The organism is Microbispora sp. CA-135349 (assembly GCF_050947365.1).
In the GTDB taxonomy this organism is placed as follows: Bacteria; Actinomycetota; Actinomycetes; order Streptosporangiales; family Streptosporangiaceae; genus Microbispora.
In genome coordinates this window covers 6,471,598-6,495,031 of the sequence record NZ_CP192001.1, presented here as the reverse complement: position 1 = coordinate 6,495,031, position 23,434 = coordinate 6,471,598, and the positions used below count along the sequence as shown (strand labels likewise).

The 23,434-nt window shown below is 71.0% G+C and carries 22 protein-coding genes; 9 read left to right on the top strand and 13 right to left on the bottom strand.

The annotated features are described in order from the left end of the window. Positions 1–94: 94 nt before the first annotated feature. The 3 genes from nrdR (at position 95) to ACQPZZ_RS29785 (ending at position 4,710) form a co-directional block, all read left to right on the top strand. Complete coding sequence (nrdR, locus tag ACQPZZ_RS29795; protein WP_363643215.1) at positions 95–559, top strand: transcriptional regulator NrdR; 465 nt, start codon at positions 95–97, stop codon at positions 557–559. A 120-nt stretch (positions 560–679) separates the two neighbouring features. Further along, positions 680–3,616 (top strand): vitamin B12-dependent ribonucleotide reductase, encoded by a 2,937-nt coding sequence (locus tag ACQPZZ_RS29790; RefSeq protein ID WP_432924521.1) that lies wholly within the window; start codon positions 680–682, stop codon positions 3,614–3,616. A 323-nt stretch (positions 3,617–3,939) separates the two neighbouring features. Beyond that, positions 3,940–4,710, top strand: a complete 771-nt coding sequence (locus ACQPZZ_RS29785) for an SDR family NAD(P)-dependent oxidoreductase (protein ID WP_432924519.1) — start codon at positions 3,940–3,942, stop codon at positions 4,708–4,710. A gap of 182 nt (positions 4,711–4,892) precedes the next feature. Here the strand turns inward: ACQPZZ_RS29785 and ACQPZZ_RS29780 are convergent, their stop codons facing one another. Together ACQPZZ_RS29780 and ACQPZZ_RS29775 are read right to left on the bottom strand one after the other, a co-directional pair. Then, positions 4,893–5,699: an alpha/beta fold hydrolase gene (locus tag ACQPZZ_RS29780; RefSeq protein ID WP_432924517.1), complete on the bottom strand. Its 807-nt coding sequence runs from the start codon at positions 5,697–5,699 to the stop codon at positions 4,893–4,895. Positions 5,700–5,710: 11 nt separating this feature from the next. Further along, positions 5,711–7,222, bottom strand: coding sequence for an MFS transporter (locus tag ACQPZZ_RS29775; RefSeq protein WP_432924515.1), 1,512 nt, complete (start codon positions 7,220–7,222; stop codon positions 5,711–5,713). 126 nt (positions 7,223–7,348) lie between these two features. Here ACQPZZ_RS29775 and ACQPZZ_RS29770 point away from each other — a divergent pair, with 126 nt between their 5' ends. The 3 genes from ACQPZZ_RS29770 to ACQPZZ_RS29760 all read left to right on the top strand — a co-directional run bounded on the left by ACQPZZ_RS29770 (position 7,349) and on the right by ACQPZZ_RS29760 (position 10,059). Then, a complete protein-coding gene (locus ACQPZZ_RS29770; protein ID WP_432924513.1) occupies positions 7,349–7,810 on the top strand; it encodes a MarR family winged helix-turn-helix transcriptional regulator in 462 nt (153 codons plus the stop codon). Positions 7,811–7,838: 28 nt separating this feature from the next. Next, positions 7,839–8,465: an NADPH-dependent F420 reductase gene (locus ACQPZZ_RS29765; RefSeq protein WP_432924511.1), complete on the top strand. Its 627-nt coding sequence runs from the start codon at positions 7,839–7,841 to the stop codon at positions 8,463–8,465. Positions 8,466–8,619: 154 nt separating this feature from the next. Next, positions 8,620–10,059: a DUF3352 domain-containing protein gene (locus ACQPZZ_RS29760; RefSeq protein ID WP_432924509.1), complete on the top strand. Its 1,440-nt coding sequence runs from the start codon at positions 8,620–8,622 to the stop codon at positions 10,057–10,059. Between the two features lie 39 nt (positions 10,060–10,098). Here the strand turns inward: ACQPZZ_RS29760 and ACQPZZ_RS29755 are convergent, their stop codons facing one another. Both ACQPZZ_RS29755 and ACQPZZ_RS29750 read right to left on the bottom strand, forming a co-directional pair. Then, positions 10,099–10,533: a YbjN domain-containing protein gene (locus ACQPZZ_RS29755; protein WP_363643199.1), complete on the bottom strand. Its 435-nt coding sequence runs from the start codon at positions 10,531–10,533 to the stop codon at positions 10,099–10,101. Positions 10,534–10,685: 152 nt separating this feature from the next. Further along, on the bottom strand, positions 10,686–11,252 hold the full coding sequence (locus ACQPZZ_RS29750) for a TetR/AcrR family transcriptional regulator (RefSeq protein ID WP_432924507.1): 567 nt from the start codon (positions 11,250–11,252) through the stop codon (positions 10,686–10,688). Positions 11,253–11,326: 74 nt separating this feature from the next. On the opposite strand from ACQPZZ_RS29750, the gene ACQPZZ_RS29745 reads away from it, so the two are divergent. Then, complete coding sequence (locus tag ACQPZZ_RS29745) at positions 11,327–12,046, top strand: SDR family oxidoreductase (RefSeq protein ID WP_432924505.1); 720 nt, start codon at positions 11,327–11,329, stop codon at positions 12,044–12,046. A 149-nt stretch (positions 12,047–12,195) separates the two neighbouring features. Here the strand turns inward: ACQPZZ_RS29745 and ACQPZZ_RS29740 are convergent, their stop codons facing one another. From ACQPZZ_RS29740 to ACQPZZ_RS29720, 5 genes are all read right to left on the bottom strand, one after another. Further along, on the bottom strand, positions 12,196–12,834 hold the full coding sequence (locus tag ACQPZZ_RS29740; protein ID WP_432924503.1) for a pyridoxamine 5'-phosphate oxidase family protein: 639 nt from the start codon (positions 12,832–12,834) through the stop codon (positions 12,196–12,198). Positions 12,835–12,915: 81 nt separating this feature from the next. Beyond that, a complete protein-coding gene (locus tag ACQPZZ_RS29735; protein ID WP_432924502.1) occupies positions 12,916–13,101 on the bottom strand; it encodes a hypothetical protein in 186 nt (61 codons plus the stop codon). 271 nt (positions 13,102–13,372) lie between these two features. Then, entirely contained in the window at positions 13,373–13,822 is a 450-nt protein-coding gene (locus ACQPZZ_RS29730; RefSeq protein WP_363643189.1) for a carboxymuconolactone decarboxylase family protein, read from the bottom strand. Continuing rightward, on the bottom strand, positions 13,819–14,808 hold the full coding sequence (gene sigJ / locus ACQPZZ_RS29725; RefSeq protein ID WP_432924500.1) for an RNA polymerase sigma factor SigJ: 990 nt from the start codon (positions 14,806–14,808) through the stop codon (positions 13,819–13,821). Before sigJ ends, ACQPZZ_RS29730 begins: the two co-directional genes overlap by 4 nt. Before the next feature lie 4 nt (positions 14,809–14,812). Then, on the bottom strand, positions 14,813–16,282 hold the full coding sequence (locus ACQPZZ_RS29720) for an MFS transporter (RefSeq protein WP_432924498.1): 1,470 nt from the start codon (positions 16,280–16,282) through the stop codon (positions 14,813–14,815). A gap of 106 nt (positions 16,283–16,388) precedes the next feature. Here ACQPZZ_RS29720 and ACQPZZ_RS29715 point away from each other — a divergent pair, with 106 nt between their 5' ends. Then, positions 16,389–16,883, top strand: coding sequence for a winged helix-turn-helix transcriptional regulator (locus tag ACQPZZ_RS29715; protein WP_432924496.1), 495 nt, complete (start codon positions 16,389–16,391; stop codon positions 16,881–16,883). Between the two features lie 60 nt (positions 16,884–16,943). Here ACQPZZ_RS29715 and ACQPZZ_RS29710 read toward each other — a convergent pair whose 3' ends face one another. The 4 genes from ACQPZZ_RS29710 to ACQPZZ_RS29695 are packed head-to-tail and all read right to left on the bottom strand — an operon-like array spanning position 16,944 to position 21,105. After that, positions 16,944–17,945 carry a LacI family DNA-binding transcriptional regulator gene (locus tag ACQPZZ_RS29710; RefSeq protein WP_432924494.1) on the bottom strand — a complete coding sequence of 334 codons (1,002 nt, stop codon included), beginning with the start codon at positions 17,943–17,945 and terminating at the stop codon, positions 16,944–16,946. 44 nt (positions 17,946–17,989) lie between these two features. Beyond that, on the bottom strand, positions 17,990–18,871 hold the full coding sequence (locus ACQPZZ_RS29705; protein ID WP_432924492.1) for a carbohydrate ABC transporter permease: 882 nt from the start codon (positions 18,869–18,871) through the stop codon (positions 17,990–17,992). Further along, positions 18,871–19,758, bottom strand: a complete 888-nt coding sequence (locus tag ACQPZZ_RS29700; RefSeq protein ID WP_432934591.1) for a carbohydrate ABC transporter permease — start codon at positions 19,756–19,758, stop codon at positions 18,871–18,873. The genes ACQPZZ_RS29705 and ACQPZZ_RS29700 overlap by 1 nt, the downstream gene beginning before the upstream one ends. 30 nt (positions 19,759–19,788) lie before the next feature. Further along, positions 19,789–21,105 carry an ABC transporter substrate-binding protein gene (locus tag ACQPZZ_RS29695; RefSeq protein WP_432924491.1) on the bottom strand — a complete coding sequence of 439 codons (1,317 nt, stop codon included), beginning with the start codon at positions 21,103–21,105 and terminating at the stop codon, positions 19,789–19,791. A gap of 206 nt (positions 21,106–21,311) precedes the next feature. Between ACQPZZ_RS29695 and ACQPZZ_RS29690 the strand changes: the two genes are divergently transcribed. Beyond that, positions 21,312–23,327, top strand: a complete 2,016-nt coding sequence (locus ACQPZZ_RS29690) for a beta-galactosidase (RefSeq protein WP_432924489.1) — start codon at positions 21,312–21,314, stop codon at positions 23,325–23,327. Positions 23,328–23,434 lie beyond the last annotated feature (107 nt).

Sequence of the window (23,434 nt, the reverse complement as noted above, 5' to 3'; positions counted from 1 at the left end):
GCACTTCTACGGTTGGACCACAACATCTAGTAGTCACAGCGGTGTAAGTTCACCACACCTTGTGTTCGGGATGTGCGTTCAGGGAGGCGATGAAATGCACTGTCCGTTCTGTCGCCATCCCGACACCCGGGTCGTGGACAGCCGCGCGGCCGAGGACGGGGCGGCGATCCGCCGCAGGCGCACCTGCCCCGAATGCGGGCGCAGGTTCACCACCCAGGAGACCGTGCTGCTGATGGTGAGCAAGCGGAGCGGGGTCACCGAGCCGTTCTCCCGGGAGAAGGTCATCGCCGGCGTACGGCGGGCCTGTCAGGGGCGCCCGGTCGGCGAGGACTCCCTCGCCCAGCTCGGGCAGCGGGTCGAGGAGAGCATCCGGGGCACCGGTGCGGCCGAGATCGCCTCCCATGAGGTGGGCCTGGCCATCCTGGGGCCGCTCCGCGACCTCGACGAGGTGGCGTACCTGCGCTTCGCGTCGGTCTACCGGGGCTTCGAGACGCTGGCCGACTTCGAGGCGGAGATCGAGCGGCTCCGCGCGGCTCACGGCCCTGAGGCCGAGGAGTAGGCGCATTCCGGGGGACCGGGACGAGGCGGACGGCGGCGCGCGACGGCGCGGCGTGACGATGAGGTTGTAACGAGCGTGGTCCGAAAGAGGGGCTCCACCGGGCCCTGGGAGGGGGAAGTCATGACGGAGACCGTGAGCGGCACCGTATCGGGTGCGGGGGGCCGGGCCGGCAAGCGCCCGCGCAAGGGTCTGAAGATGAAGCGCGTCTTCACCACCCCGGGTGTCCACCCGTACGACGAGGTCCGCTGGGAGCGGCGCGACGTCGTGATGACGAACTGGCGGGACGGCTCGGTCAACTTCGAGCAGCACGGCGTGGAGTTCCCGGACTTCTGGTCGGTCAACGCCGCCAACATCGTCACCACCAAGTACTTCCGCGGGGCGGTGGGCACCCCGCAGCGCGAGTCGAGCCTCAAGCAGCTCGTCGACCGGGTCGTGGGCGTCTACACCAGGACCGGCCTCGAGAACGGCTACTTCGCGTCCGAGGAGGACGCGGAGATCTTCGACCACGAGCTCAAGCACGCGCTGATCCACCAGATCTTCAGCTTCAACTCGCCGGTGTGGTTCAACGTCGGCACCCGCTCGCCCCAGCAGGTGAGCGCCTGCTTCATCCTGGCCGTGGACGACACCATGGAGTCGATCCTCGACTGGTACAAGGAAGAGGGCGTCATCTTCAAGGGCGGCTCCGGCTCCGGGGTCAACCTCTCCCGCATCCGCTCGTCCAAGGAACTGCTGTCCAGCGGCGGCACGGCCAGCGGCCCGGTCTCCTTCATGCGCGGCGCCGACGCCTCCGCCGGCACCATCAAGTCGGGCGGCGCCACCCGCAGGGCGGCCAAGATGGTCGTCCTCGACGTGGACCACCCCGACATCGAGGAGTTCATCGAGACCAAGGCGCGCGAGGAGGACAAGATCCGCGCGCTGCGCGACGCCGGGTTCGACATGGACCTCGGCGGCAAGGACATCGTGTCCGTCCAGTACCAGAACGCCAACAACTCGGTGCGCGTCTCCGACGAGTTCATGCGGTCCGTCGAGGCCGGCGGGCAGTTCGGCCTGCGGGCCCGGCTGACCGGCGAGGTCATCGAGGAGGTCGAGGCCCGCTCGCTGTTCCGCAAGATGGCCCAGGCCGCCTGGGAGTGCGCCGACCCCGGCGTGCAGTACGACGACACGATCAACGACTGGCACACCTGCCCCGAGACCGGGCGCATCACGGCCAGCAACCCCTGCTCGGAGTACGTCCACCTGGACAACTCCTCGTGCAACCTCGCGTCGATCAACCTGCTGAAGTTCCTGCGCGACGACGACAGCTTCGACGTCGCGAACTTCGTCAAGGTCACCGAGCTGATCATCACCGCGATGGACATCTCGATCACCTTCGCCGACTTCCCGACGCAGAAGATCGCCGAGACCACCCGGGCGTACCGCCAGCTCGGCATCGGCTACGCCAACCTGGGCGCGCTGCTGATGGCGACCGGCCACGCGTACGACTCCGACGGCGGCCGGGCCATCGCGGCCGGGATCACCTCGCTGATGACCGCCGTGTCCTACCGCCGCTCGGCCGAGATGGCCGGGATCGTCGGCCCGTACGACGGCTACCAGCGCAACGCCGAGCCGCACAAGCGGGTCATGCGCAAGCACGCCGCGGCCAACGACGACCTGCGCACGCTCGACGACATGGACAAGGCGCTGCACGCCGAGGCCACCCGGGAGTGGCAGGAGTGCCTGCGGCTCGGCGAGAAGAACGGCTACCGCAACGCCCAGGCGTCGCTGCTCGCCCCGACCGGCACCATCGGCCTGATGATGGACTGCGACACCACCGGCATCGAGCCCGACCTCGCGCTGGTGAAGTTCAAGAAGCTCGTCGGCGGCGGCTCGATGCAGATCGTCAACCAGACGATCCCGCGGGCGCTGCGCCGGCTCGGCTACCTCGAGGAGCAGGTCGAGGCCATCGTCGAGTACATCGCCGAGCACGGTCACGTCGTGGACGCCCCCGGCCTGCGGCCGGAGCACTACGAGGTGTTCGACTGCGCGATGGGCGAGCGGGCCATCGCCCCGATGGGCCACGTCCGGATGATGGCGGCCGTCCAGCCGTTCCTGTCCGGCGCGATCTCCAAGACCGTGAACCTGCCCGAGTCGGCCACGGTGGACGACATCGAGCAGGTCTACCTGGAGGGCTGGAAGCTCGGCCTCAAGGCCCTTGCCGTCTACCGCGACAACTGCAAGGTCGGCCAGCCGCTGTCGATCGCCAAGAAGACCTCCGAGGAGGCGCCCGCGCAGGCCGAGGAGAAGGAGCCGGTCGTCCAGGTCGTGGAGGTCGCACGGCCGACCCGGCGGCGGATGCCGAACCAGCGGCCGAGCATCACCACCCGCTTCACGGTGGGCGGCGCCAAGGGCTACATGACCGCCTCGTCCTACCCCGACGACGGCCTGGGCGAGGTCTTCCTCAAGATGTCCAAGCAGGGCAGCACGCTCGCGGGTGTGATGGACGCCTTCTCCGTGGCGATCTCGATCGGTCTCCAGTACGGCGTGCCGCTCGACACCTACGTGCAGAAGTTCGTCAACATGCGGTTCGAGCCGGCGGGCATGACCGACGACCCCGACGTCCGGATGGCGCAGTCCGTGATGGACTACATCTTCCGGCGGCTCGCGCTCGACTACCTGCCGTACGAGGACCGCGCGGCGCTCGGCATCTTCTCCGCCTCCGAGCGGGCCGCGCAGCAGCGCGGTGAGGACCCGGCCGCGCTCCAGGACGTCGACACCGCCGCACTGGCGCAGTCTGCGCCGATCGAAGGCGGGCAGGCCGCGCCGATCGAAAGCGGGCAGGCCGCGCCCGTCGAGAAGGCGCAGGCCGGGCCCGTCGAGTCCAAGCCCGCCGAGGGGCCGTCCGGCGGTCAGTCCGCGCCGGTCGCGGTGCCCGAGCCGCGCCGGGTCGGCGCCTCCCTGGAAAGCCACCAGGGCCGTACGGCGGACGCGCCGCTGTGCATGACCTGCGGCACCAAGATGCGTCCTGCCGGCAGCTGCTACGTCTGCGAGGGCTGCGGCAGCACCAGCGGCTGCAGCTGACCCACGACCCCGTGAGCGCAGGGGGCCGGCGAGTGCGCCGGCCCCCTGCGCCTTTTCTCAGGCCGCCGTCGTCACGCGGGCGATCCGCCGACGACGGAATGCCCTCGTTCTGAGCAGATTGAATTCCGGCGCAGCGGCTTCAACGGCTGCCCCAAACGATGGACGTATCTCTCCGGTGAGAAAGGAAACTACTTCCCGGGGGCCGACCGAAGAAGACCGGCGCATGCATATCGGAGCCTCCCGGCCCTGCGCAAACTGTGGGGGATACCTACGACGGCGGACAGCCGTGAAACGCGCCACCGACCTGCTCCGGAAGGTGAATTATGGACATTCGCGGTAAGACGGTGCTCGTCGCCGGCGCCACCTCCGGGCTCGGTTTGGGAGTCGCACGACATTTCTCCGCTCGGGGCGCGAACGTCGTCATCGTCGGCCGGCGCGGCGTGCTCGCCGCCCAGATCGCTGACGATCTCGGCGAGAACGCCCTCGGGATCGGCGCCGACGTCGGCGACACCGAGGCGGTCGCCGCCGTCGTGGCCGCCACCTTGGACAGGTTCGGAACGATCGACATCAACGTCAACACCGCCGGCATCCTCGCCCCCGTCATCCTCGTCACCGACACGGGCCGGCCCAGCGATGCGACCGTGCTGGCCCGGCTCGTGAGCACCAATCTCATCGGCACCTTCAACGTCATGAGCCACGCGGCGGCCGTGATGCTGGGCAACGCCCCCGACGAGGACGGCGAGCGGGGCGTCATCATCAACACCTCCTCCGTCGCCGCCCGCGAGGCAACCACCGGATTGGTCGGATACGCCGCGACGAAGGCCGCCATCGAGGGCATGACCCTGCCGGCCGCCCGCGAGTTCGCCGGGCGGGGAATACGCGTCAACACCATCGTCCCCGGGGGTTTCGACACCCCCATGGTCGACGACTATGCCGGCAAGGACACGAAGGCGGAGGGGATCAATCAGTTCCTCAATCCTCGCCGGCTCGGGACCCCGGACGAATTCGCGGCGTTCGCCGCTCACATCGTCGAGAACAGATATTTCAACGCCGCCAATTGCAGGATCGACGCGGGTTATCGCATGCCCCTGTGACAACGGCGTACTCTCCGCCGCGTCCGCCCGGGTGTCTCCGGCGCCTTGCGCGCTCACGGATGGGGCGTACTTCCCGATCAGGGGCCGGTGGACTCTCGGCCGCCTGTCCCCCGGGAGATGGAGACGCGCTTGTCCGGTTGCGTCAGCCGGTGAGCTCCCGGCCGGGTGCCCCATCGCGGATCTCAGATCGTCGCGGCCATGCGGTCAAGATGCCCGGTGATGACCGCCGTGAACGCGGCGGGGTCCTCGAACGGCAGGCCGTGGCCGCCGGGCACGGTCACGAGGTCCGCGTGCGGGATCAGCCGGGCGAGCTCGCGCTGGTGGTGCGGCGGCACGATCCGGTCGCCGGCGCTGGAGACGATCAGTGTCGGGGCGGTCACGCGGGGCAGCAGATCCGTGATGTCGACGGAGATGTCGGCCAGAGCCTGTCTGGTGAACCCCTCCTCGGCGCCGTCGAGAGAGGCAGTGAACGCGGCAGCGGCCTGCTCGAAGTCCTCCGGCGAGCGGGCGCGCAGCGTCGCGTCGCCCATCGCGGTCACCTGGAGCAGCCGGGCCAGCAGTTCCCTGTCGGTGCGCACCAGGCGGATCCACAGGTCCATCTGGAAGGCCATCCAGGGGTCGGTCCTGGCCCAGCCGGCGTGCGCGGTCAGCGACAGCACCTGCTCCGGCCTGGTGCCGGCCGCCGCCAGGGCCACGACGGCGCCGAGCGAGTGCCCGGCGAGGTGGAACCGCTCCAGGCCGGCGTGCTCGGCCGCACCGAGCACCTGGGCGACCAGGTCCTCCACCGTGATCGGGCCGCCTCCGTCGACGGTGGCGCCGGAACCGGACAGGTCGGGGGCGACAACGGTGAAGCGATCGGCGACGGCCTCGATGAGCGGGGCCCAGTTGGTCTCGCCGGTGGCGCCGGTGCCGTGGACGAGCACGAGGCCGGGCCCGGTGCCGGTGACGAGGTAGTTGACGGTCGCGGAGCCGACGGTGACGACGGGCATGATCGTTCCTTTCAGGTGCTGATCCGCGCGGGTTCGCGGACGGACATCAGGAGACCGACGGCGAGCGCGCCGGCCAGGGACAGGAGGGTCAGCAGCCACAGGGCGGTGTGCAGGGCGTCCGCGTAGCCGGCGCTCGCCAGGCGGGTGAACTCCAGCCGCCCCGCTCCCGGCGGAACGGCGCCCGCGATGTCGCCCTGCAGCAGGCGGGAGGTCGCGCGGGCCGCCCGCGCCGCGCCGTACCGGCCGGTCAGGCTCGCGCGGGTCAGCGCGGACAGCACGGCGCCGAGCACGGCGATGGCGACGACCTCGCCGGTGATGCGGGCCGTGTTGAACAGGCCGGCGGCCATGCCGGCCCGCGCGGGCTCGACGGAGGAGACCGCCGCCCCGTCGACCACGGCCAGTGACACGCCGAAACCCGTCCCGATCAGCAGCAGCGGCCCCGCGAGCCGCGCCGGGCCCGATCCGGCGGGCACCGCCGCCAGCAGGCCGGTCCCGGCCGCGACCAGCAGCAGCGTGACCACCAGCAGTACGCGCTGTGTCAGACGGCGGGCCAGGAGTCCGGTCACGGGCGGCATGACCAGTGCCGGCCCGGTCAGCAGCATCAGCGTCAGCCCCGCCTGCCGGGCCGAGTAGCCGGAGGTGGCCATGAGGTACGGCGGGAGCACGATCGTCAGCGCGACGAAGCCGAAGGCCAGCAGGAACGGCATGGACGCGATCGCCGCGAACCGGGGGTGGGCCAGCAGCGACAGGTCCACCAGCGGCGCGGGGTGCCGCCGTTCGGCCACGGCGAAGGCCCCCGACAGGACGACGCAGGCGGCGAAGGCGGCCCACACCGTGGGGTGAGCCCATCCCAGCGCGGGCCCCTCGATCACGCCGAAGGTGAAGGCGGCCAGTGCGAGGGTGAAGGTGGCCGCGCCGCCCCAGTCCATGGGGCCGTCCGGGGCGGCACGCGACTCACCCAGCACCACGCTCAGCGGCAGCACCGGCAGCAGTGCGATCCCGGCCGCCGCGAACAGGCTGCGCCAGCCGACGGCGCCGACCAGCGTTCCGGCGATGACGGGGCCGAAGGCGAGTCCCAGGCCGACCGTGGTGCCGAACCACGCGAACGCCCTGCTCCTGCCGGGGCCCGCGGGATAGGCCTGCGCGAGCAGCGCGGTGCCGCCGGTGGAGGCCGCTGCGGCGCCCGCGCCCGCGAGGGCCCGCGCCGTGATCAGCACACCGATGTCCGGGGCGGCGGCGGCCAGGAGCATCGACGCCGTGAACACGCCGGTGCCAAGGACGAACATCCTGCGCCGGCCGATCCGGTCGGCCAGCGCCCCGGTGCTCGCCATGAACGCGGCGAAGGTGAGGAAGAAGGCGTTGACCACCCACTGCGTGGCGTCCAGCCCGGCGTGCAGGTCCGCGCCGATGTCGCCGAGAGCCTCGGCGGCGCCCGTGGCGGTGACCGGGACGAGCAGCACCGCGGCGCAGATCACGGCGAGGGACGGCGCCCGCCGGCGCGGGCCGGAGGATTCCGCAGACATCACTACCATCCATAGCTTGATGAATATAAGAGCCTTGATGGTTGTCAGAGCATGGATGAACAGGGGGCACCTGTCAAACCGGTGGTAGGGTCCGCATGTCAGAGCCCTGATGCCCCGGGAGCGTGCATGGGATCCGAGGAGGCGAGGATCGCCGAGGCGGTGGCGTGGCGGCCCGGCAACGCCATCAAGCGCGCCGAGCAGGCGCTGATCGCGGAGAAAAGCCGTGTGCTGCGGCCGTTCGGGCTGACCGTCCCCCAGTACGCGGCGATGTACGCGCTGTCGCTCGCGCCCGGCGTCTCGGGGGCCAAACTGGCACGGTTCTGCTCGGTCACCCCGCAGAGCATGACGACCGTGCTCAAGACGCTGGAATCGCGTGGGCTGGTGGAGCGGCGTCCCTCCAGCGATCACGCCCAGGTGCTCGTGACCCGACTCACGCGGGCGGGGCAGGCGCTGCTGCGCAAGGCCGACGCCGCCGCCGTGGCGGTGGAGCGCAGACTGGTCGAGGCGTTCACGCCCGACGAGGCCGACCGGCTGCGGGACCTCCTCGAACGGGCCGTCGTCGTCCTGGAGACGCCGGCGGGGGAATGACACCGGCGGCGGCCGTGTTGCCGCAGCCATGGTCATCGGATTCATCGGCAGCGGGAAGATCGGCGGCACCCTCGCGAAGCTGGCGGTCGACGCCGGGCACTCGGTGGTGCTGAGCAACTCCCGCGGGCCCCAGACGCTCTCCGAACTCGTGGCCCGGCTGGGCCCGAACGCACGCGCCGCCACCGTCGCCGAGGTCGCGGAGGCGGGCGACATCGTGGTCGTCTCGATCCCCTTCGGGCGGTACCGCGAGGTGCCGGTCGCGCCGCTGGACGGCAAGATCGTGATCGACACGAACAACTACTACTTCGAGCGGGACGGTCGCTTCCCCGAGATCGACACGGGCGAGACCACCGACAGCGAAGTCCTCGCCGCGCATTTGCCGGGGTCGCGGGTCGTCAAGGCGTTCAACTCAATCAACTGGGTCCACCTCGCCGAGCAGGGGCAGCCCGGCGGCACGGAGAACCGGCGGGCGCTGCCCATCGCGGGCGACGACCCCGAGGCCAAGAAGACGGTCGCCGAGCTGATCGACTCCTTCGGCTTCGACGTGGTCGACGCGGGCCCACTTGCGGAGGGGCGGCGCTTCCAGCGGGACAAGCCCGCCTACGGCCCCCGCCTCACCGCGGCCGAGCTGCGCGACGCCCTCGCGCGGGGCTGACGGCTCAGGCCTGGGCGACCGTCTGGCGGGTGCCGGTCTCTCCGGAGCGGCGGATCGCGCCGAGCACGCGCGGCTCGGCCGTCAATCTCGAACACCCTCGTGTGCGCGCGGGACGTGATTGACAGAAAGATCGGGGTAACAAGAGACGCTTGTGGTGGAGCCAGACATTCAGCGGCCGGAGCGCCGGCGTCGCCGGTGGCCGCGGTTCGTGCTGATCGCGGTGGTGGCGTCCGCGGCCGTCGCGGCGGGCGTGTACGCGACCGCCCTGTTGAGCGGCGCCGGCACCCAGCCGCAGGATGTGCTTCCCGCCGGGGCGTTGGGTTATGTCCGCGTCGACTTCGACCCGGCGGCGAGCCAGAAGATGGCGTTTCTGCGCGTGGCCGGCAAGTTCGCCGCGGCGAAGAGGCAAGGCGGTGATCCCCGTGCGGCGCTGCTGAAGGCGCTCGGCGCCGACGCCAGGGGCGTCGATTTCGATCGGGACGTGATGCCGTGGCTCGGCGACCGGATGGGCATGGCCTTACTGCCGTCGAACGGGACAACGGAACCGAGTCGCGTCCTCGCGATCCAGGTGACCGACGAGGCGGCGGCGCGTACCGGAATCGGCAAGGTGGGAAAACCGTGGGCGAAGGGCATCGCCTTTCTTGACGACTACGCGATCGTCGCGGAGACCCAGCCGCAGGCCGAGGCCGCGGTCGCCCAGGCGAGGAAGCGGCCGTTGACCGAGGACGACGCTTTCAAAGCGGACATGGCCGCACTCGGCGAGCCGGGCGTTCTTTCCTTCTGGGGATACGCGGGGAAACTGATGCGGAGCGTGGCCGAGCCGGCCACTTCGGGCGCCGGTGCGGCCTACGCCGTCAAAGCGTTCGACGACAGCCGTGTCGCGGGCGCCCTCCGGTTCACCGGTGACCACGCGGAGATCACCGGGCTCACCCGCGGCATTCCGGGGTCCCCCATGCGACCCGGGCCGGTGCACATCGAGGAACTCCCTGCCTCGACCGCGCTCGCGGTCTCCTTCTCCGGTCTGGACGAGGTCGTGACGGGGGCCTGGCCCGACGCCCGCGCGGTCCTCGACCGGCAGGACCCGGCCGGCCCCGATCGCAGGCTCGTCGCCGAACTGCGCCGGTACGGCATCGATCTTCCCGACGATCTGGTGGCGCTGGTCGGCGGGAACCTCACGTTCGCCATGGAATACGACCGGCGCGGCGGAGTGCGGGCCGGGATCGTCAAGCGGAGTTACTCGCCCAAGGCGGAGGAGGTGCGGCTGGAGCTTCGGCGTCTGTACGCCGACCGCGGGATACCGTTCGGCAGCGGCCACGTCGATGACGGCATCGTTCTCGCCAGTTCCCAGGAGTACTCCAACAAGCTCGGACAGCGACGCGGGCTCGCGAAGGACCCCGCCTTCCAGGAAGCACTGCCCGGCCTCGCTACCGCCACCTACGCCTGTTATCTCGATCTGGACCGCCTGGAGAAGCGGTATCTGCCGTACGTCGATCAGAGCATCCGGCGTGACGTGGCCCGGTTCCGCGCGATCGGCCTCAGCGGCAGGACCGGCGAGCAGGGGGGTACCTTCACCGTCCGCCTTCTGCTGAACTGACCCGCCTCGGGGGACGACCTGCGACCGCCGCCGGCCTGATCAGTCGGTCTCGAAGGCGAGCCGGTCGGTGAGCCAGCGGTAGAACTTGATCGAGAACCTCACCCAGTGAGCCACCATCGTGGTCAGGTGCTCCCTGGTCACGCCGGCCCCGATGTAGACCTGTGAGTCGCCGACGAGACGGATGTCGCCGTTGTCCTGGGTGAACGTGTACACCTTGGGCCACATCGTGTCGGCGTTCCACTCGTTGAGCGCCGTGAGCAGCATCGGTTTGTCGTCCACCGAGTGCGGCCTGTCATAGAAGGTGCGTACGGTGAAGAGATCTCCTTCCTTGCCGAAAAGGAAGAAGATCGTGAGGTGGGCGGTGGAGATCGCCAGGTCGCCCTCTGTGTCTATGGTGTGCTCGATGTCCAGCTCGTCCAGGATCTCCTCGAGGAGCTCACGGTCCGGCCGCACGACCGCTGGGGATGGCGTCACGGTCCCATCCTGCCGCATGGGCTCGGTTCTGAAGTGGCGAACGTGACAGGGGAGCTCGCCGAGGAGTGTGTCGAGCACCGAGCCCGCCTGTTCGGGCTCGCCTACCGGCCGCTCGGCTCCGCGGCCGAACAGAGGACGCCGCTGGAGCCGCGTCAGCCCGGAAGGTCACCGTGGGGTCCCGGGCTCGCGGCGATCCCGGCCACGAGCGCCGTGATGTCCCCCGCCAGGGCGGCGTCGAGCGGGGCGTGCCGGTTGAGCAGCCGATACCACATGACCCCGAAGATCATGTCGACCAGCAGGTCCAGTTCGATGCCGGGGGGTGGCGGCATCCGCTCCAGCACCCCCCGCAGGGCCGTGCGCCGCGGGCCGATCAGCCGCTCCCGCAGCCGGTCGCCGAGGGCGGGGTCGCTCTGGGCCTCCGCCATGAGGCCGGCCACGACCCTGCCGATCACACCGTCCGCCAGCGCGAAGGTGTCGCTCAGGAACGTCCGCAGGTCGGTCTCCGACGGCGCCCTGGCACTCGTGACGAGGTCCGTCATCGCCTCCAGCAACAGGTCGCCCTTGGTGTCCCACCACCGGTAGAGGGTCTGCCTGCCGACCCCCGCCTCCTCGGCGATGCCCTTCAACGTCACGTTCGGATATCCGTCGCGCTCGCACAGCCGTAGCGCGGCTCGGAGTATCGCCCGGCGCGCCTCTTCGCTGCGTGGCCTGCCCACCATGCCGCCAATTTACAGGACACCGTGTCTCGTTTTATAGTTACGAGGCAAGATGTCTCGTATTGGAGAGGGTAGCGATGACCGAACGAGTGGTGATCGTCGGAGGGACGAGCGGCATCGGCCTGGCAGCCGCCGTACGGCTGGCCGCATCGGGCCGCGAGGTCGTCGTCACCGGCCGTACGCCGGAACGGCTGGAGCGGGCGGTGAAGGAGATCGGCGAGCGGGGCTCGGGCGCGGTGGCCGACGCCCGCGATCCGGAGGCGATGCGCGATCTGTTCGCCGGGCTCGGCCGGGTGGACCACGTCGTGATCAACGTGTCCGGCCGGAAGGGGGCCGGGCCGTTCCGTTCGCTCTCGCCGGACGAACTGCGCCGCGCGCTGGACGACAAGCTGGTCGCCCAGGTGGTCGCCGCCCAGGCGGCGCTCCCGGTGCTGCGGCGGGACGGGTCGTTGACGTTCGTCGCGGCGGCCAGCGCGAACAGCGCGATGGCCGAGGTGGCCGGGCTGGCGGCGGTCAACGGCGCCATCCAGTCGATGATCCCCGGCCTGGCGGTGGAGCTCGCCCCGGTCCGGGTCAACGCGGTGTCGCCCGGCGTGATCGACACCGAGTGGTGGGACTGGCTGGGGGACGACCGGCAGGGTGCGCTCGACGCGTTCGCCTCCGCCACCACGGTGGGCCGGGTCGGCGCCCCCGCCGACGTGGCGAACGCCATCGCGTACCTGATCGAGACGGGCTACGCGACGGGCACCGTGCTGACCGTCGACGGTGGTGTCCGCCTCAAGCCGCGCCCCGCATGAGAACGGTGCCCATCCGTGTTCGGACGGGCCGCCGGGAGAGGCGGGGGCCGGTGCGGCGGGCGTGGCCGGGACGGGTGGGGTGGAGACCTCCGTCGCCGAGGCGGGCCGGTCGGCGGGGCTCTTGGCCGGTGACGACGGGACCGCCTCGGTCAGTGGGACGTGCCGGTGCGGGCGAGGATGTGCGGCGGGACGGGGTGAGCGGCGGCCTGCGGGTCGGTGAGGGGGGCCTGCCACGACGGGGTGAGCGGCAGGACGCCGGCCCACACGTCGTGGGGGTCGCCGGCGTCGTCCGGGTAGCCCTCGCGCACCTTGACCGACGCCTCGTCGAGCGGGACCGCGAGGATCGTCGTCGCGGCGAGTTCCTTGCGGTTCGGCTGCCGGGCGTAGTCCCACTGGCCGGGGGTGACGTGCTCGGTCAGGCACCGCAGGGCGGCGAGCTTCTCGTCTTCCTCCAGCGCGCGCGGCACGCCGTAGATCATCGCGCTGCGGTAGTTCACGCCGTGTTCGAAGACCGACCGGGCCAGCACGAGACCGTCGACATGGGTGATCGTCACGCAGACCGTCGTGTTCCGGGTCAGGCTGCGGCTCGCCACCGAGCCGTGCACGTACAGGTGGTCGTCGTCGAAGCCGTACACCGTCGGCACCACCATCGGGTCGCCGTCCACGACCACGCCGAGGTGGCAGACGAATCCGGCCCGGAGCACCTCGAACAGCGCCTCCCGGTCGGTGCGGCCCTGCTCCCGCAGCCGACGGTGCCGGGTCCGCTCGGTTGCGGACAGATCACTCATAAGGCGACATCTAATCAGAAAAGGACCCGCCCGGCGGAATGCCGAGCGGGCCGTTGCGCGGATCGTCGTGGAAGGACCGGCTCAGGCGGCGGACGTGGGCCCGGACGTCCTCGGGAACCGGATGACGTTCCCGCCCGTATAGGCCCTGAGGTCGACGATCTTCCTGTCCTTCCCGTCCCACCTGGCCCTGCGGCGCAGCGCGGTCCTGATGTCCCGCACCTTGGCGAGCGATGGGACCTTGGCGAGCGACGGCACCACCGTGACCATGTTCGTTACCCCCCGACCGTGATGGTTCCGTGATCTGTTCGGTATAGATATCGGAAACTCGGTAAAACGGGCGTAAAGCCACCCGTGCCGCGGGAGCCTCTGAGAGCACGGTCAGTACGGAAGCGGCCGGCCGGAGGGGGTGCGCAGGTCGAGATCGGCGGGACGGCGGATGCGGCGCGGCTTGCGGATCACGGTGCGTCTCATGGCGCTCCTCCTTCCATGACGTACGCAGACTATTCGCCCCGCGTGCCGCAGTCCTCCCGATTTCCACTCAGACGGAGCCGGGGGCCTTCCGGCTCACGACGCAGATCCGGTTCCAGGCGTTGATCTGCGCGATGGCGACGACCAGCGCGGCCAGCTGCTCCTGGGAGTAGTGCTTCGCGGCCTCCGCCCAGATCTCGTCGGGCACGGGGTCGGGGCGGTCGGCGAGCCGGGTCGCGGCCTCGGCCAGCGCGAGCGCCGCCCGCTCGGCGTCGCTGTAGAACGGCGCCTCCCGCCAGCCGGCCACCGCCCACAGCCGCTCGTCGCTCTCGCCGGCCTTCTTCGCGTCCCGGTGGTGCATGTCCAGGCAGAAGGCGCAGCCGTTGATCTGGCTCGCCCGGATCTTGACCAGCTCCAATGTCGCGTGCGGCACGTCGCAGGCGTGCAGGAAGCGTTCGACCCCCCGCATCGCCGCGTACGCCTCGGGGGCCAGCTCGTGGACATCGATCCTCGCGGTCATCGTCGGTTCCTCGTCTCGTCGGCCCGCGTCACGCGGGCGAGCTTCTCCGGGTTCAAGACCATGTCGACGGCGGTGATCCGGCCGTGCGCGATGGCGAGCCCCATCACGGTCACCAGCCGCCCGTCCCGGTAGCGCAGCAGCCCCGGCCAGCCGTTCACCGCGGCCGGGACCAGTTCGTGCGAGCCGAACCTGCGGATGCCGAACAGCAGCCTGGCCACCTTGGCCGCGCCGAGGACGGGCCGCCTCGCGGCGCGCACCCGGCCGCCGCCGTCGCTGCGCAGGACGACGTCCGGGTCGAGCAGCGCGAGCAGCGCGTCCAAGTCGTCGCCGAGGCAGGCCCGGGCGAAGGCGCGCACCACCCGCCGGTGCTCGGAGGGGTCCACGTCGAACCGGGGAGCGCGGGACGCGATGTGCGCCCGCGCCCGGGCGGCGAGCTGCCGGCAGGCAGCCGGGCTGCGTCCGACCGCCTCGCCCACCTCGGTGAACGTCAGGCCGAACACGTCGTGCAGCACGAACGCGGTCCGCTCGGCCGGGCTGAGGGACTCCAGCACGACGAGCATGGCCATGCTCATCGACTCGTCCAGGGTCACCCGCTCGGCCGGGTCGGGCGCGGCCCGAACCGGCCCGTTCGCCAGAGGCCCGTTCACGAGGGGCCCGGTCACGAGGGGCCCGGTCACGAGAGGCTCGGGCAGCCACGGTCCCACGTACTCCTCCCTGCGGTGCCGCGCCGAGCGCAGCACGTCGAGAGCCAGCCGGGAGACCGTGACCACGAGCCAGCCGGTCACGTCCCTGATCTCGTCGCCGTCGCCGGCGTCCTTGACGGATCGCAGCCGCAGCCAGGCGTCCTGCACGACGTCCTCGGCCTCGTCGAGGCTGCCGAGCAGGCCGTACGCGACGCCGAGCAGCCGGGGCCGCATGGCCTGGAACTCGGCGTCCAGCACGGCCGTGCCGTCGTCATGGTCGTTCACATACTGAGGACGAGACACCCCCTCAGTGTGTGACATCGCTCCGCAGCGGCTGCGCCCGCGGGGTGTCCTGAGCCGGTGCCGAGGCCATGCCTGAGGCGCGGAGGCCGAACGCGACGACGACCGCGCCGAGCGCCGCCGCCGCCACGGGGACGACCAGCGCGGTCCGCAGCGCGTCCGGCCCCGGCCCGGCCGCGACGCTGACGGCGGTGACGGCCGACAGCCCGAGCGCCGTGCCGAACTGCATCGCCGTGTAGAGCAGGCCGCCCGCCAGGCCGTGCTCGTCCTCGTCGACGCCCTCCGTCGCGGCCATGGTCAGCGGGCCGTACGCCAGCGAGAAGGACAGGCCGAGCAGGAGCAGCGCCGGAAGCATGGCGGCGTAGGTCCAGTCCATCCCCACGGGCAGGAAGAGCGCGTACGCGACCGCCGCGAGGACGATGCCGCAGAACAGCACCCGGGCGTTGCCGAAGCGGCTCACCAGGCGCGGCGTCAGCGTCGGCGCGAGCACCGTGTCGATCCCGATCACCAGCATGGCCAGGCCGGTCTGCATCGTGTTCCAGCCGCGCCACTCCTGGAGATACAGGGTGATCAGGAACTGGAACCCCGCGAACGCGAACAGGAACAGCAGTGCCGCCGCGTTCACCCGCACCAGCGGGGCGTTGCGCAGGATGCCCAGCCGCACCAGGGGCGACGGCGAGCGGCGCTCGATCGCGGCGAACAGCCCCAGCAGCGCCAGCCCCGCGGCGAGCGTGCCCGCGGTCAGGCCGGGACCCTCGCCGGGGTGCTCCAACCGGACCATCCCATACACGAGGAGCAGCATGGCCCCCGTGACGGTGAACGCCCCCGCCAGGTCGAAGCCGCCCGGTGCCGATGAGGGTGAGGGACGCTCGCCACTCGGGTCGCGGACGAGGACCAGCGCCGTCGCCAGGATCAGCACAGAAAGGATGACCGGCGCGAAGAACACCCACCGCCAGCCGAACGCGGCGAGCACGCCGCCGGCGACCAGGCCGAGTGAGAACCCGCCCGCCGCCGTGCCCGCGTACACGCCGAGCGCCTTGGTGCGCATCGGTCCCTCCGGGAAGTTGGACGTGACCAGCGCCAGCCCGGCGGGTGCCATGAACGCGGACGCGACCCCTGTGACGAACCGCGCGGCCAGCAGCATCCAGCCCTGAGTGGCGAGCCCGCCGAGCCCGGAGAAGACAAGGAAGACGGCCAGCCACAGCAGGAACATCCGCCGGTGGCCCAGCAGGTCGGCGGCTCGCCCGCCGAGCAGCATGAACCCGCCGTAGCCGAGCACGTAGGCGCTGACCACGCCGCTGAGCATCCCGGTGGACAGGCCCAGGTCGGCCCGGATCGACGGGAGCGCCACGTTCAGCATCGCCACGTCGATCCCCTCCAGGAAGATCGCGCCGCACAACACCAGCAGCACGCCCCACGCGCGTCCCGTCATGCGGGCGGGGTGCCGGGCGGTGATTCCGCCCACGGGATTGGACATCGGAGTCCGGCTCCATCTCGTCGGGGAACCGGCCCCGGGGTGGTTCCCCGAGTGCTCGCCGGTTCCCTCTTGTAACCGACTGCATCATCGGGCACCATCAGTGACCATGGAAGACGGCACTCCTCAGTCCCTTGGTTACTGCGCGAATACCGGCGTCGACGACGACGTCCTCCAATGGGACCAGCGCGCGGACTGCGAGGTGCGGCAGATCCTCGACCGCATCGCCGACAAGTGGTCGCTCCTGGTGATCGCGCTGCTCGACAAGCGGAGCCTGCGCTTCACCGAGCTGCGCCGCGCGATCGACGGGGTCAGCCAGCGGATGCTGGCCCGCACACTGCGGCATCTCGAACGCGACGGGCTGGTGAGCCGGACCGTGCACCCGACCGTCCCGCCGCGCGTGGACTACGCGCTGACGCCGATGGGCGCGACCCTGCACGCCACCATCCGCGCCCTGGTCGTCTGGACCGAGGAGCACCAGAACGCCATCGCCGCGGCCCGCGCCGCGTACGACCGGCGCGTGGCCGCCGAGCAGGAGGCCGCCGAGCGCGAAGAGGCCGAACGCCGGGCCGTCGCCCGCGCGGCCCTGCCGATCAGGGGCTGACCGCCGGCGGAGGCGCCAGAACCGGGGCGAGCACGGGCCGGCCGGGGAGGCGACGCGATCTCAGGCCGACTCCCTCACGATGAGGCGGGTGGGCAGGATCACCGGGTCCACCGGGCCGCCTCCGTCGACGAGCGCGAGCAGCAGCCGTACGGTCTCCTCCGCGACCTCGGCGAGTGGCTGGCGGATCGTGGTGAGCGGGGGATGGGTGGTGGCGGCGACCGACGAGTCGTCGAAGCCGCCCACGGCCACGTCGTCGGGCACGCGGCGGCCGGCCGCGCGCAGCGTGGACAGCGCGCCGGCCGCCATGAGGTCGGAGGCCACGAAGACCGCGTCGAGGTCGGGGGTGCGCTCGAGCAGCCGCGCCATCGCGCTCTCGCCGCTGAGCTGGGTCCAGTCGCCGTGTTCGATGAGCTTTCTTGAGGCCTTCCTGCCGAGCACGTCGGCGAAGCCCTCAAGGCGCTGGATGCCGCCGGGGGTGTCCATCGGGCCGGTGATCGTGGCGATCTTCCTGCGGCCCTGCTCGACGAGGTAGCGGGTCATCTGCCGGGCGCCCTCGCGGTCGTCGGCCGCCGCGTAGGGGATGACGTTCTCCTTCCCGATGACGGCGCCGCAGGCGACGGCCGGGATGCGCATCGACTCCAGCTCGTCCACGAGGGGGTCGCCCGCGTGCGTGGACATCAGCAGCACGCCGTCGGCGTGGCCGCCGCGCACGTAGCGCACCACGCGCTCGCGGTCGCCGTCGTCCCCGGCCAGCATGATGACCAGGGAGACGTCCCGCTCGCCGAGCCGCCGGATCGCCGTGCGGATCGTGGTGCTGTAGTTGGGGTCCTCGAAGACCTTCTCGTGCGGCTCCGACAGCACCATCACCACCGACCCGGTCCGCTGGGTGACCAGGCTGCGGGCGTTGCGGTTGACGATGTAGCCGGTCTCGGCGATGGCCCGCCGGACGGCGGCGTGGGCGGCGGGGCTCACGTATCGGTCGTCGTTGAGCACCCGGGAGACCGTGCCCCGGGAGACGCCCGCCGCCGCGGCGACGTCGTGGATGGTCGGACGCTTCGCCATGGTCGTATTGTCCCCCCGCCGAGCTGCGTGTTCCCCCGCGCTCATCAGCTTTTCACGGCCCCGCCGGACAGGTCCGTACGCCAGTGGCGCTGCATCGTGAGGAACAGCGCGACCAGCGGGATGAGCGACAGCATCGTCCCCGTGATGATCAGGTTGTACAGCGACGGCTGGTTGGCGCCCGCGGCGAGCAGCGTGTAGAGGCCGACCGTCAGCGGGAACCTGCGGTCGTCGCCCAGCATGATGAACGGCAGCAGGAAGTTGTTCCAGATCGCGACGAACTGGAACAGGAAGATCGTCACCATGCCCGGCGTCAGCAGCGGCAGCGCCACCTGGCGGAACAGCCGCCACTCGCCCGCGCCGTCCAGCCGGCCCGCCTCCAGCAGCGAGCCGGGGACCGCCGCCTGTGCGTAGATCCTGGCCAGATAGATGCTGTACGGGTGCAGGATCTGGGGCAGCAGCACCGACCAGTACGTGTCGGCCAGGCCGGCCTTGGAAAACAGCAGATACTGCGGGATCGCCAGCACGACCGACGGCACCAGGATGCCGCCGATGAGCAGGTTGAAGATCAGGCCGCGGCCGGGGAAGGAGTATTTCGCCAGGGCGTACCCCGAGATCGTGGACACCGCGGTCGACAGCACCGCGCCGCCCCCGGCGTACAGGACGGTGTTGAGCAGCCAGAGCCAGAAGACGCCGTCGCGGTAGGCGAACAGGTCGGCCAGGTTGGACAGCAGGCCGGTGCCGGGCGCGAAGGTCGATGTGGAGAACAGCTCGGCCTTCGACTTGGTGGCCGCGACCACCACCCAGCTCACCGGAAACAGGGTGTAGATCGCGCCCAGCACGAGCACGCCGGTCGGCACGATCCCCAGCGGGCGCCGCGGCGAGGGGCGGGCGTGCCCGCGGGTTCGCGGCAGTGTGGTGGCGGCCATCAGCCCTCCCCGAACGCGTGGTTCTTCACGACCCGCAGGAAGCCGAACGACAGCACGAGGGAGATCCCGGCGATCACCATGGACGTCGCGGCGGCCGAATACAGGTCGCCGGTGACGAACGCGTCGCGGTACACCTTCATCAGCGGGCTCCAGGTCGAGCTGATCGTGTTCGTCAGCGGCCGCAGGGTGGTCGGTTCCGTGAACACCTGGACGGTCGCGATGACGGAGAACACCGTGGTCAGGATTATCGACGGCACGAGAATCGGGATCTTGATGCGCAGCGCGATGCCCAGCTCGCTCGCGCCGTCGATCCTGGCCGCCTCGTAGTACTCCCGCGGCACGGCCCGCAGGTTCGTGTAGAGCACCAGCATGTTGAAGCCGGTGCCGCCCCAGACCGCCACGTTCGTCATCGAGAACGTCACCAGGCCGGCGCTCAGGAACGGGTGCTCGCCGAACGGGCTGAGGCTGGGCAGGTAGAGGAAGCCCCACATCAGCGTCGCCGCCACGCCCGGCACGGCGTACGGCAGGAAGATCGAGATCCGGGTGAGGCGGGCGAGCCGCACGTGCGCGGCGTCGAGCATGAGCGCGAACACGAGGGCGAGCCCCAGCATCAGCACGAGCACGAGCGCGCCGTATCCGAGGACGCGCAGCCAGCCGGCCCACAGTTCGCCGTCGCCGACGGCGGCGGTGTAGTTGGCGAGCCCGGCGAAGACCTCCGTGCGGGCCCCCTTGCCGAGGCCCAGGCCGGAGACCTTGGTGCGCCGCAGGCTCAGGTAGATCGTGTAGCCGATGGGCAGGGCCATGAAGAGCGCGAACAGCGCCATCGCCGGGGCGAGGAACAGGTAGGGCACGGCGCTCGCGCGGGCGCCCTTCTTCGGGGATCGCATCGTCACCGGTCCCTGCTCACTGGGCCCTGCTCATTGGGCCAGGGTGAAGCCGGACTTCCGCATGTCGGCGACGGTGGCGTCCTGCATGCTCCGGACGGCCGCGGCGAAGTCGGACTTGGCGGCGACGGCCTTGTCGAAGGCGTCCCTGTAGGCGTTGTAGGTCACGTTGACGTCGGGGCCGAAGGTGAAGCCGCGGGCGGTGGCGCCGATGTCGGCCGCCTGCTTCCAGAAGTCGGGCTGGTTGGAGAAGTAGCCGGGAGCGCCGGTCATCAACGCGGCGCCCTTGGCGGAGGCCGGGTAGACCGCGCCCTCCTCGATCAGCAGCCCGAGCGCCTGCGGGTCGGTGTTCAGCCAGGTGGCGAACTGCGCGGCGGCCGCCTTGTTGGCCGACTTGGCCGCGACGGCGGTGGAGGAGCCGCCCCAGAAGCCGCTGTGGTTCTCACCCGCGTTCCACTGCGGCAGCGGGGCGACGGCCCACTTGCCCGCGGCCTTCGGCGCGTTGCTCGACAGCACGCCAGGGCCCCACACGGCGGACGGCCAGGTGAGCAGCTTGCCGTCGTTGAGCGCCTTGTTCCACTCGGGGGTGAAGTAGGGCATGCCGTCGATGACGCCCTCCTTCACCAGGCCGCCCCAGTAGGCGGCGACCTTCTCGGTGGCCTGGTCGTTCACCGCGACCTTCCACGCGTCGCCGCTGATCGACCACCACTGCGCGCCCGCCTGCTGGGAGAGGCCGGCGAACCAGCCCGGGTCCTTGCTGGAGAACGTGCCGAGGAAGACCTTGGGGTCCTTCCTGTGCACCGTGCGGGCGGCCTCGGCGTACTCGTCCCAGGTCTTCGGCACCTCGATGCCGTACTTCTCGAACAGGTCCTCGCGGTAGTAGAGCATCATCGGCCCGCTGTCCTGGGGGACCGCGTAGACGGCGTCGGTGCCGAGGGTCACCAGCCCCCAGACGCCCTCGCCGAACTCGGCCTTGGCCTGCGCGGTCTCCGTCTTGAGGTCGGCCACCGCGTCGGCGGCGACGAAGGACGGCAGCATCTGATACTCGGCCTGAACCAGGTCGGGCGGGTTGCCCGCCTTGGCGGCGGTGAGGAACTTGGCCGCGGCGTCGTCGCCCCCCGCCTGCTTGCTGACCGTGACCTGGATGTCGGGGTGGGCCTGGTTCCACACCGCGACGATCTTGTCCATGTTCGGGACCCAGGTCCAGTAGGTCAGCTTCACCGGGCCGGCCGGCGCCGCGCCCTGGCTCGCGGCCTCGGCGGACGGCTCGTCGGAGCCGCCCGAGCAGGCCGACGAGAGCGCGGCGGTGAGAATCGCGACCGCCGCCACTGCTAACCGGTTCACGCGCATGTGTGCCTCCAGGCGGGGTGGGAGAGGGGAGTGAGAGGCGGAGCATCTGGGAGCGTTCACAGACTGAGATGTCCCTCCGGTGCTGTCAATGGCCGTTACGCGGTTGTTAGGGGGCCTTCCTGATCAGCGTGAATCGGTCCTACCTTCTCGGCGACGCGGTTGTGCGTTACTGTGCACGTTCACAGAAGGAGTATCGAGGGGGAGACGTGCCCGGATATCCCGTCCTGCCCGAGGGCCTCGCGTACGGCGGGGACTACAACCCCGAGCAGTGGCCGGAGGAGGTGTGGCGGGAGGACGTCCGCCTGATGCGCGAGGCCGGGGTGAACCTGGTCACCGTCGGCGTCTTCAACTGGGGACTGATCGAGCCGCGGGAGGGCGAGTACGACTTCTCCCGGCTGGACCGGATCCTCGACCTGCTCCACTCGGCCGGGGTGCACGCCGATCTCGCCACCCCCACCTCCTCGCCGCCCATGTGGTTCCGCCGCGGCTATCCCGGCAGCCGCCTGGTGGACAGGGAGGGCCACGTGCTCGGCGGCGGCTCCCGGCACAGCTTCTGTCCGAGCTCGCCCGACTACGCCGCGGCGTCCGAGCGGATCGTCGCCGCCCTGGCCGCGCGGTACGCCGGCCATCCCGCCCTGGCCATGTGGCACGTGCACAACGAGTATGGCTGGGCCAACGCCCACTGCTACTGCCCGGCGTCGGCCGAGGCGTTCCGCGCCTGGCTGCGGGACACGTACGGGGACGTGGGCGCGCTCAACGCCGCCTGGGGCACCACCTTCTGGGGGCTGACCTACGGCTCGTTCGAGGAGGTCGAACCGCCCGTCGCCGCGCCCGTGGGTGTGCTCACCGGGCTCCAGCTCGACTTCATGCGGTTCTCGGTCGACGCGCACATCGCCTGCTTCCGCAGGGAGCGCGAGACGATCCGCCGGTTCAGCGACCTGCCGGTCACGACCAACTTCATGATCCCCAACTGCAAGCCCATGGACTACTGGCGCTGGGCGCCGGAGGTCGACGTGGTGGCCAACGACCACTACCTCGACTCGGCCCGCGCCGACCCGCACATCGAGCTCGCGATGGCCGCCGACCTCACCCGGTCGGTGGCCGGGGGCCGCCCCTGGATGCTGATGGAACACTCCACGGGCGCGGTCAACTGGCAGCCGCGCAACCTGGCCAAACGGCCGGGGGAGATGCGCCGCAACACCCTCGCCCACGTGGCGCGCGGCTCCGACTCGGCGATGTTCTTCCAGTGGCGCGCCTCCCGCTATGGCGCGGAGAAGTTCCACTCGGCGATGGTGCCGCACGCCGGTACCGACTCCCGGATCTGGCGCGACGTGGTCGCGCTCGGCGCGGACCTGCGCAGGCTCGCCGGGGTCAGGGGCGCGCGGGTGACGGCCGACGTCGCCCTGGTGTGGGACTGGGAGTCCTACTGGGCGCTCGAACTCGAGTGGCGGCCCTCGGCCGACCTGCGCTTCCGGGAACGGATCGAGGCCTACTACGAGGCGTTGTGGCGCGAGCACGTCACCGTCGACTTCGTCCACCCGTCGGCCGACCTGTCGCCGTACCGGCTGGTCGTCGCCCCCAGTTCCTACCTGCTCGGCGAGGCGCCGGCGAAGAACCTGCACCGCTACGTGGAGGCGGGCGGGCATCTGCTCGTGTCGTACTTCTCCGGCATCGTGGACGAGAACGACACCATCCACCCGGGGCCGTACCCCGGGGCGCTGCGCGAGGTGCTCGGCGTGGCCGTCGAGGAGTTCCACCCGCTCCGCGAGCGCGAGACGGTCGTGTTGGGGCCGTCGGAGTCATCCGGGTCCTCCGGGTCGTGCGGAACCGGAGCGGTTGGCCGGATCTGGTCCGAGCGCGTACGGCTCGCGGGGGCGCGGGCCGTACGCGAGTTCGCCGACGGCCCCGACGCCGGGCACCCCGCCGTCACGCGGCACGACCTGGGCGCGGGCACCGCGTGGTACGTGTCCACGGCCTTGGACGCCGAGCCCGGCCTGCGTACGCTCCTCACGGAGGTTCTCGACCACGCGGGCGTCGACCGGCCGCGCGGCCTCCCCGACACGCTGGAACTCGTACGGCGGGGTGACCACTTGTTCCTCATCAACCACGCGGACGCGCCGGTGACCGTGCCCGGGGTGACCGGCACGGGAGTGCTCGACGGCGCCGCGTACGACGGTCCGGCGACGGTGCCGGCCGGAGGCGTCGTGGTCGTCCGCACATGAGCTCCCCCGGCGCCGCACCTGACCGGTGGCGCCGGGGGTATCGGGGCTCGGGTTCGGGGGGCTCGGGGTTCGGGGGCGTCCATCAGATCCTCTCCTGACCGGAGGAA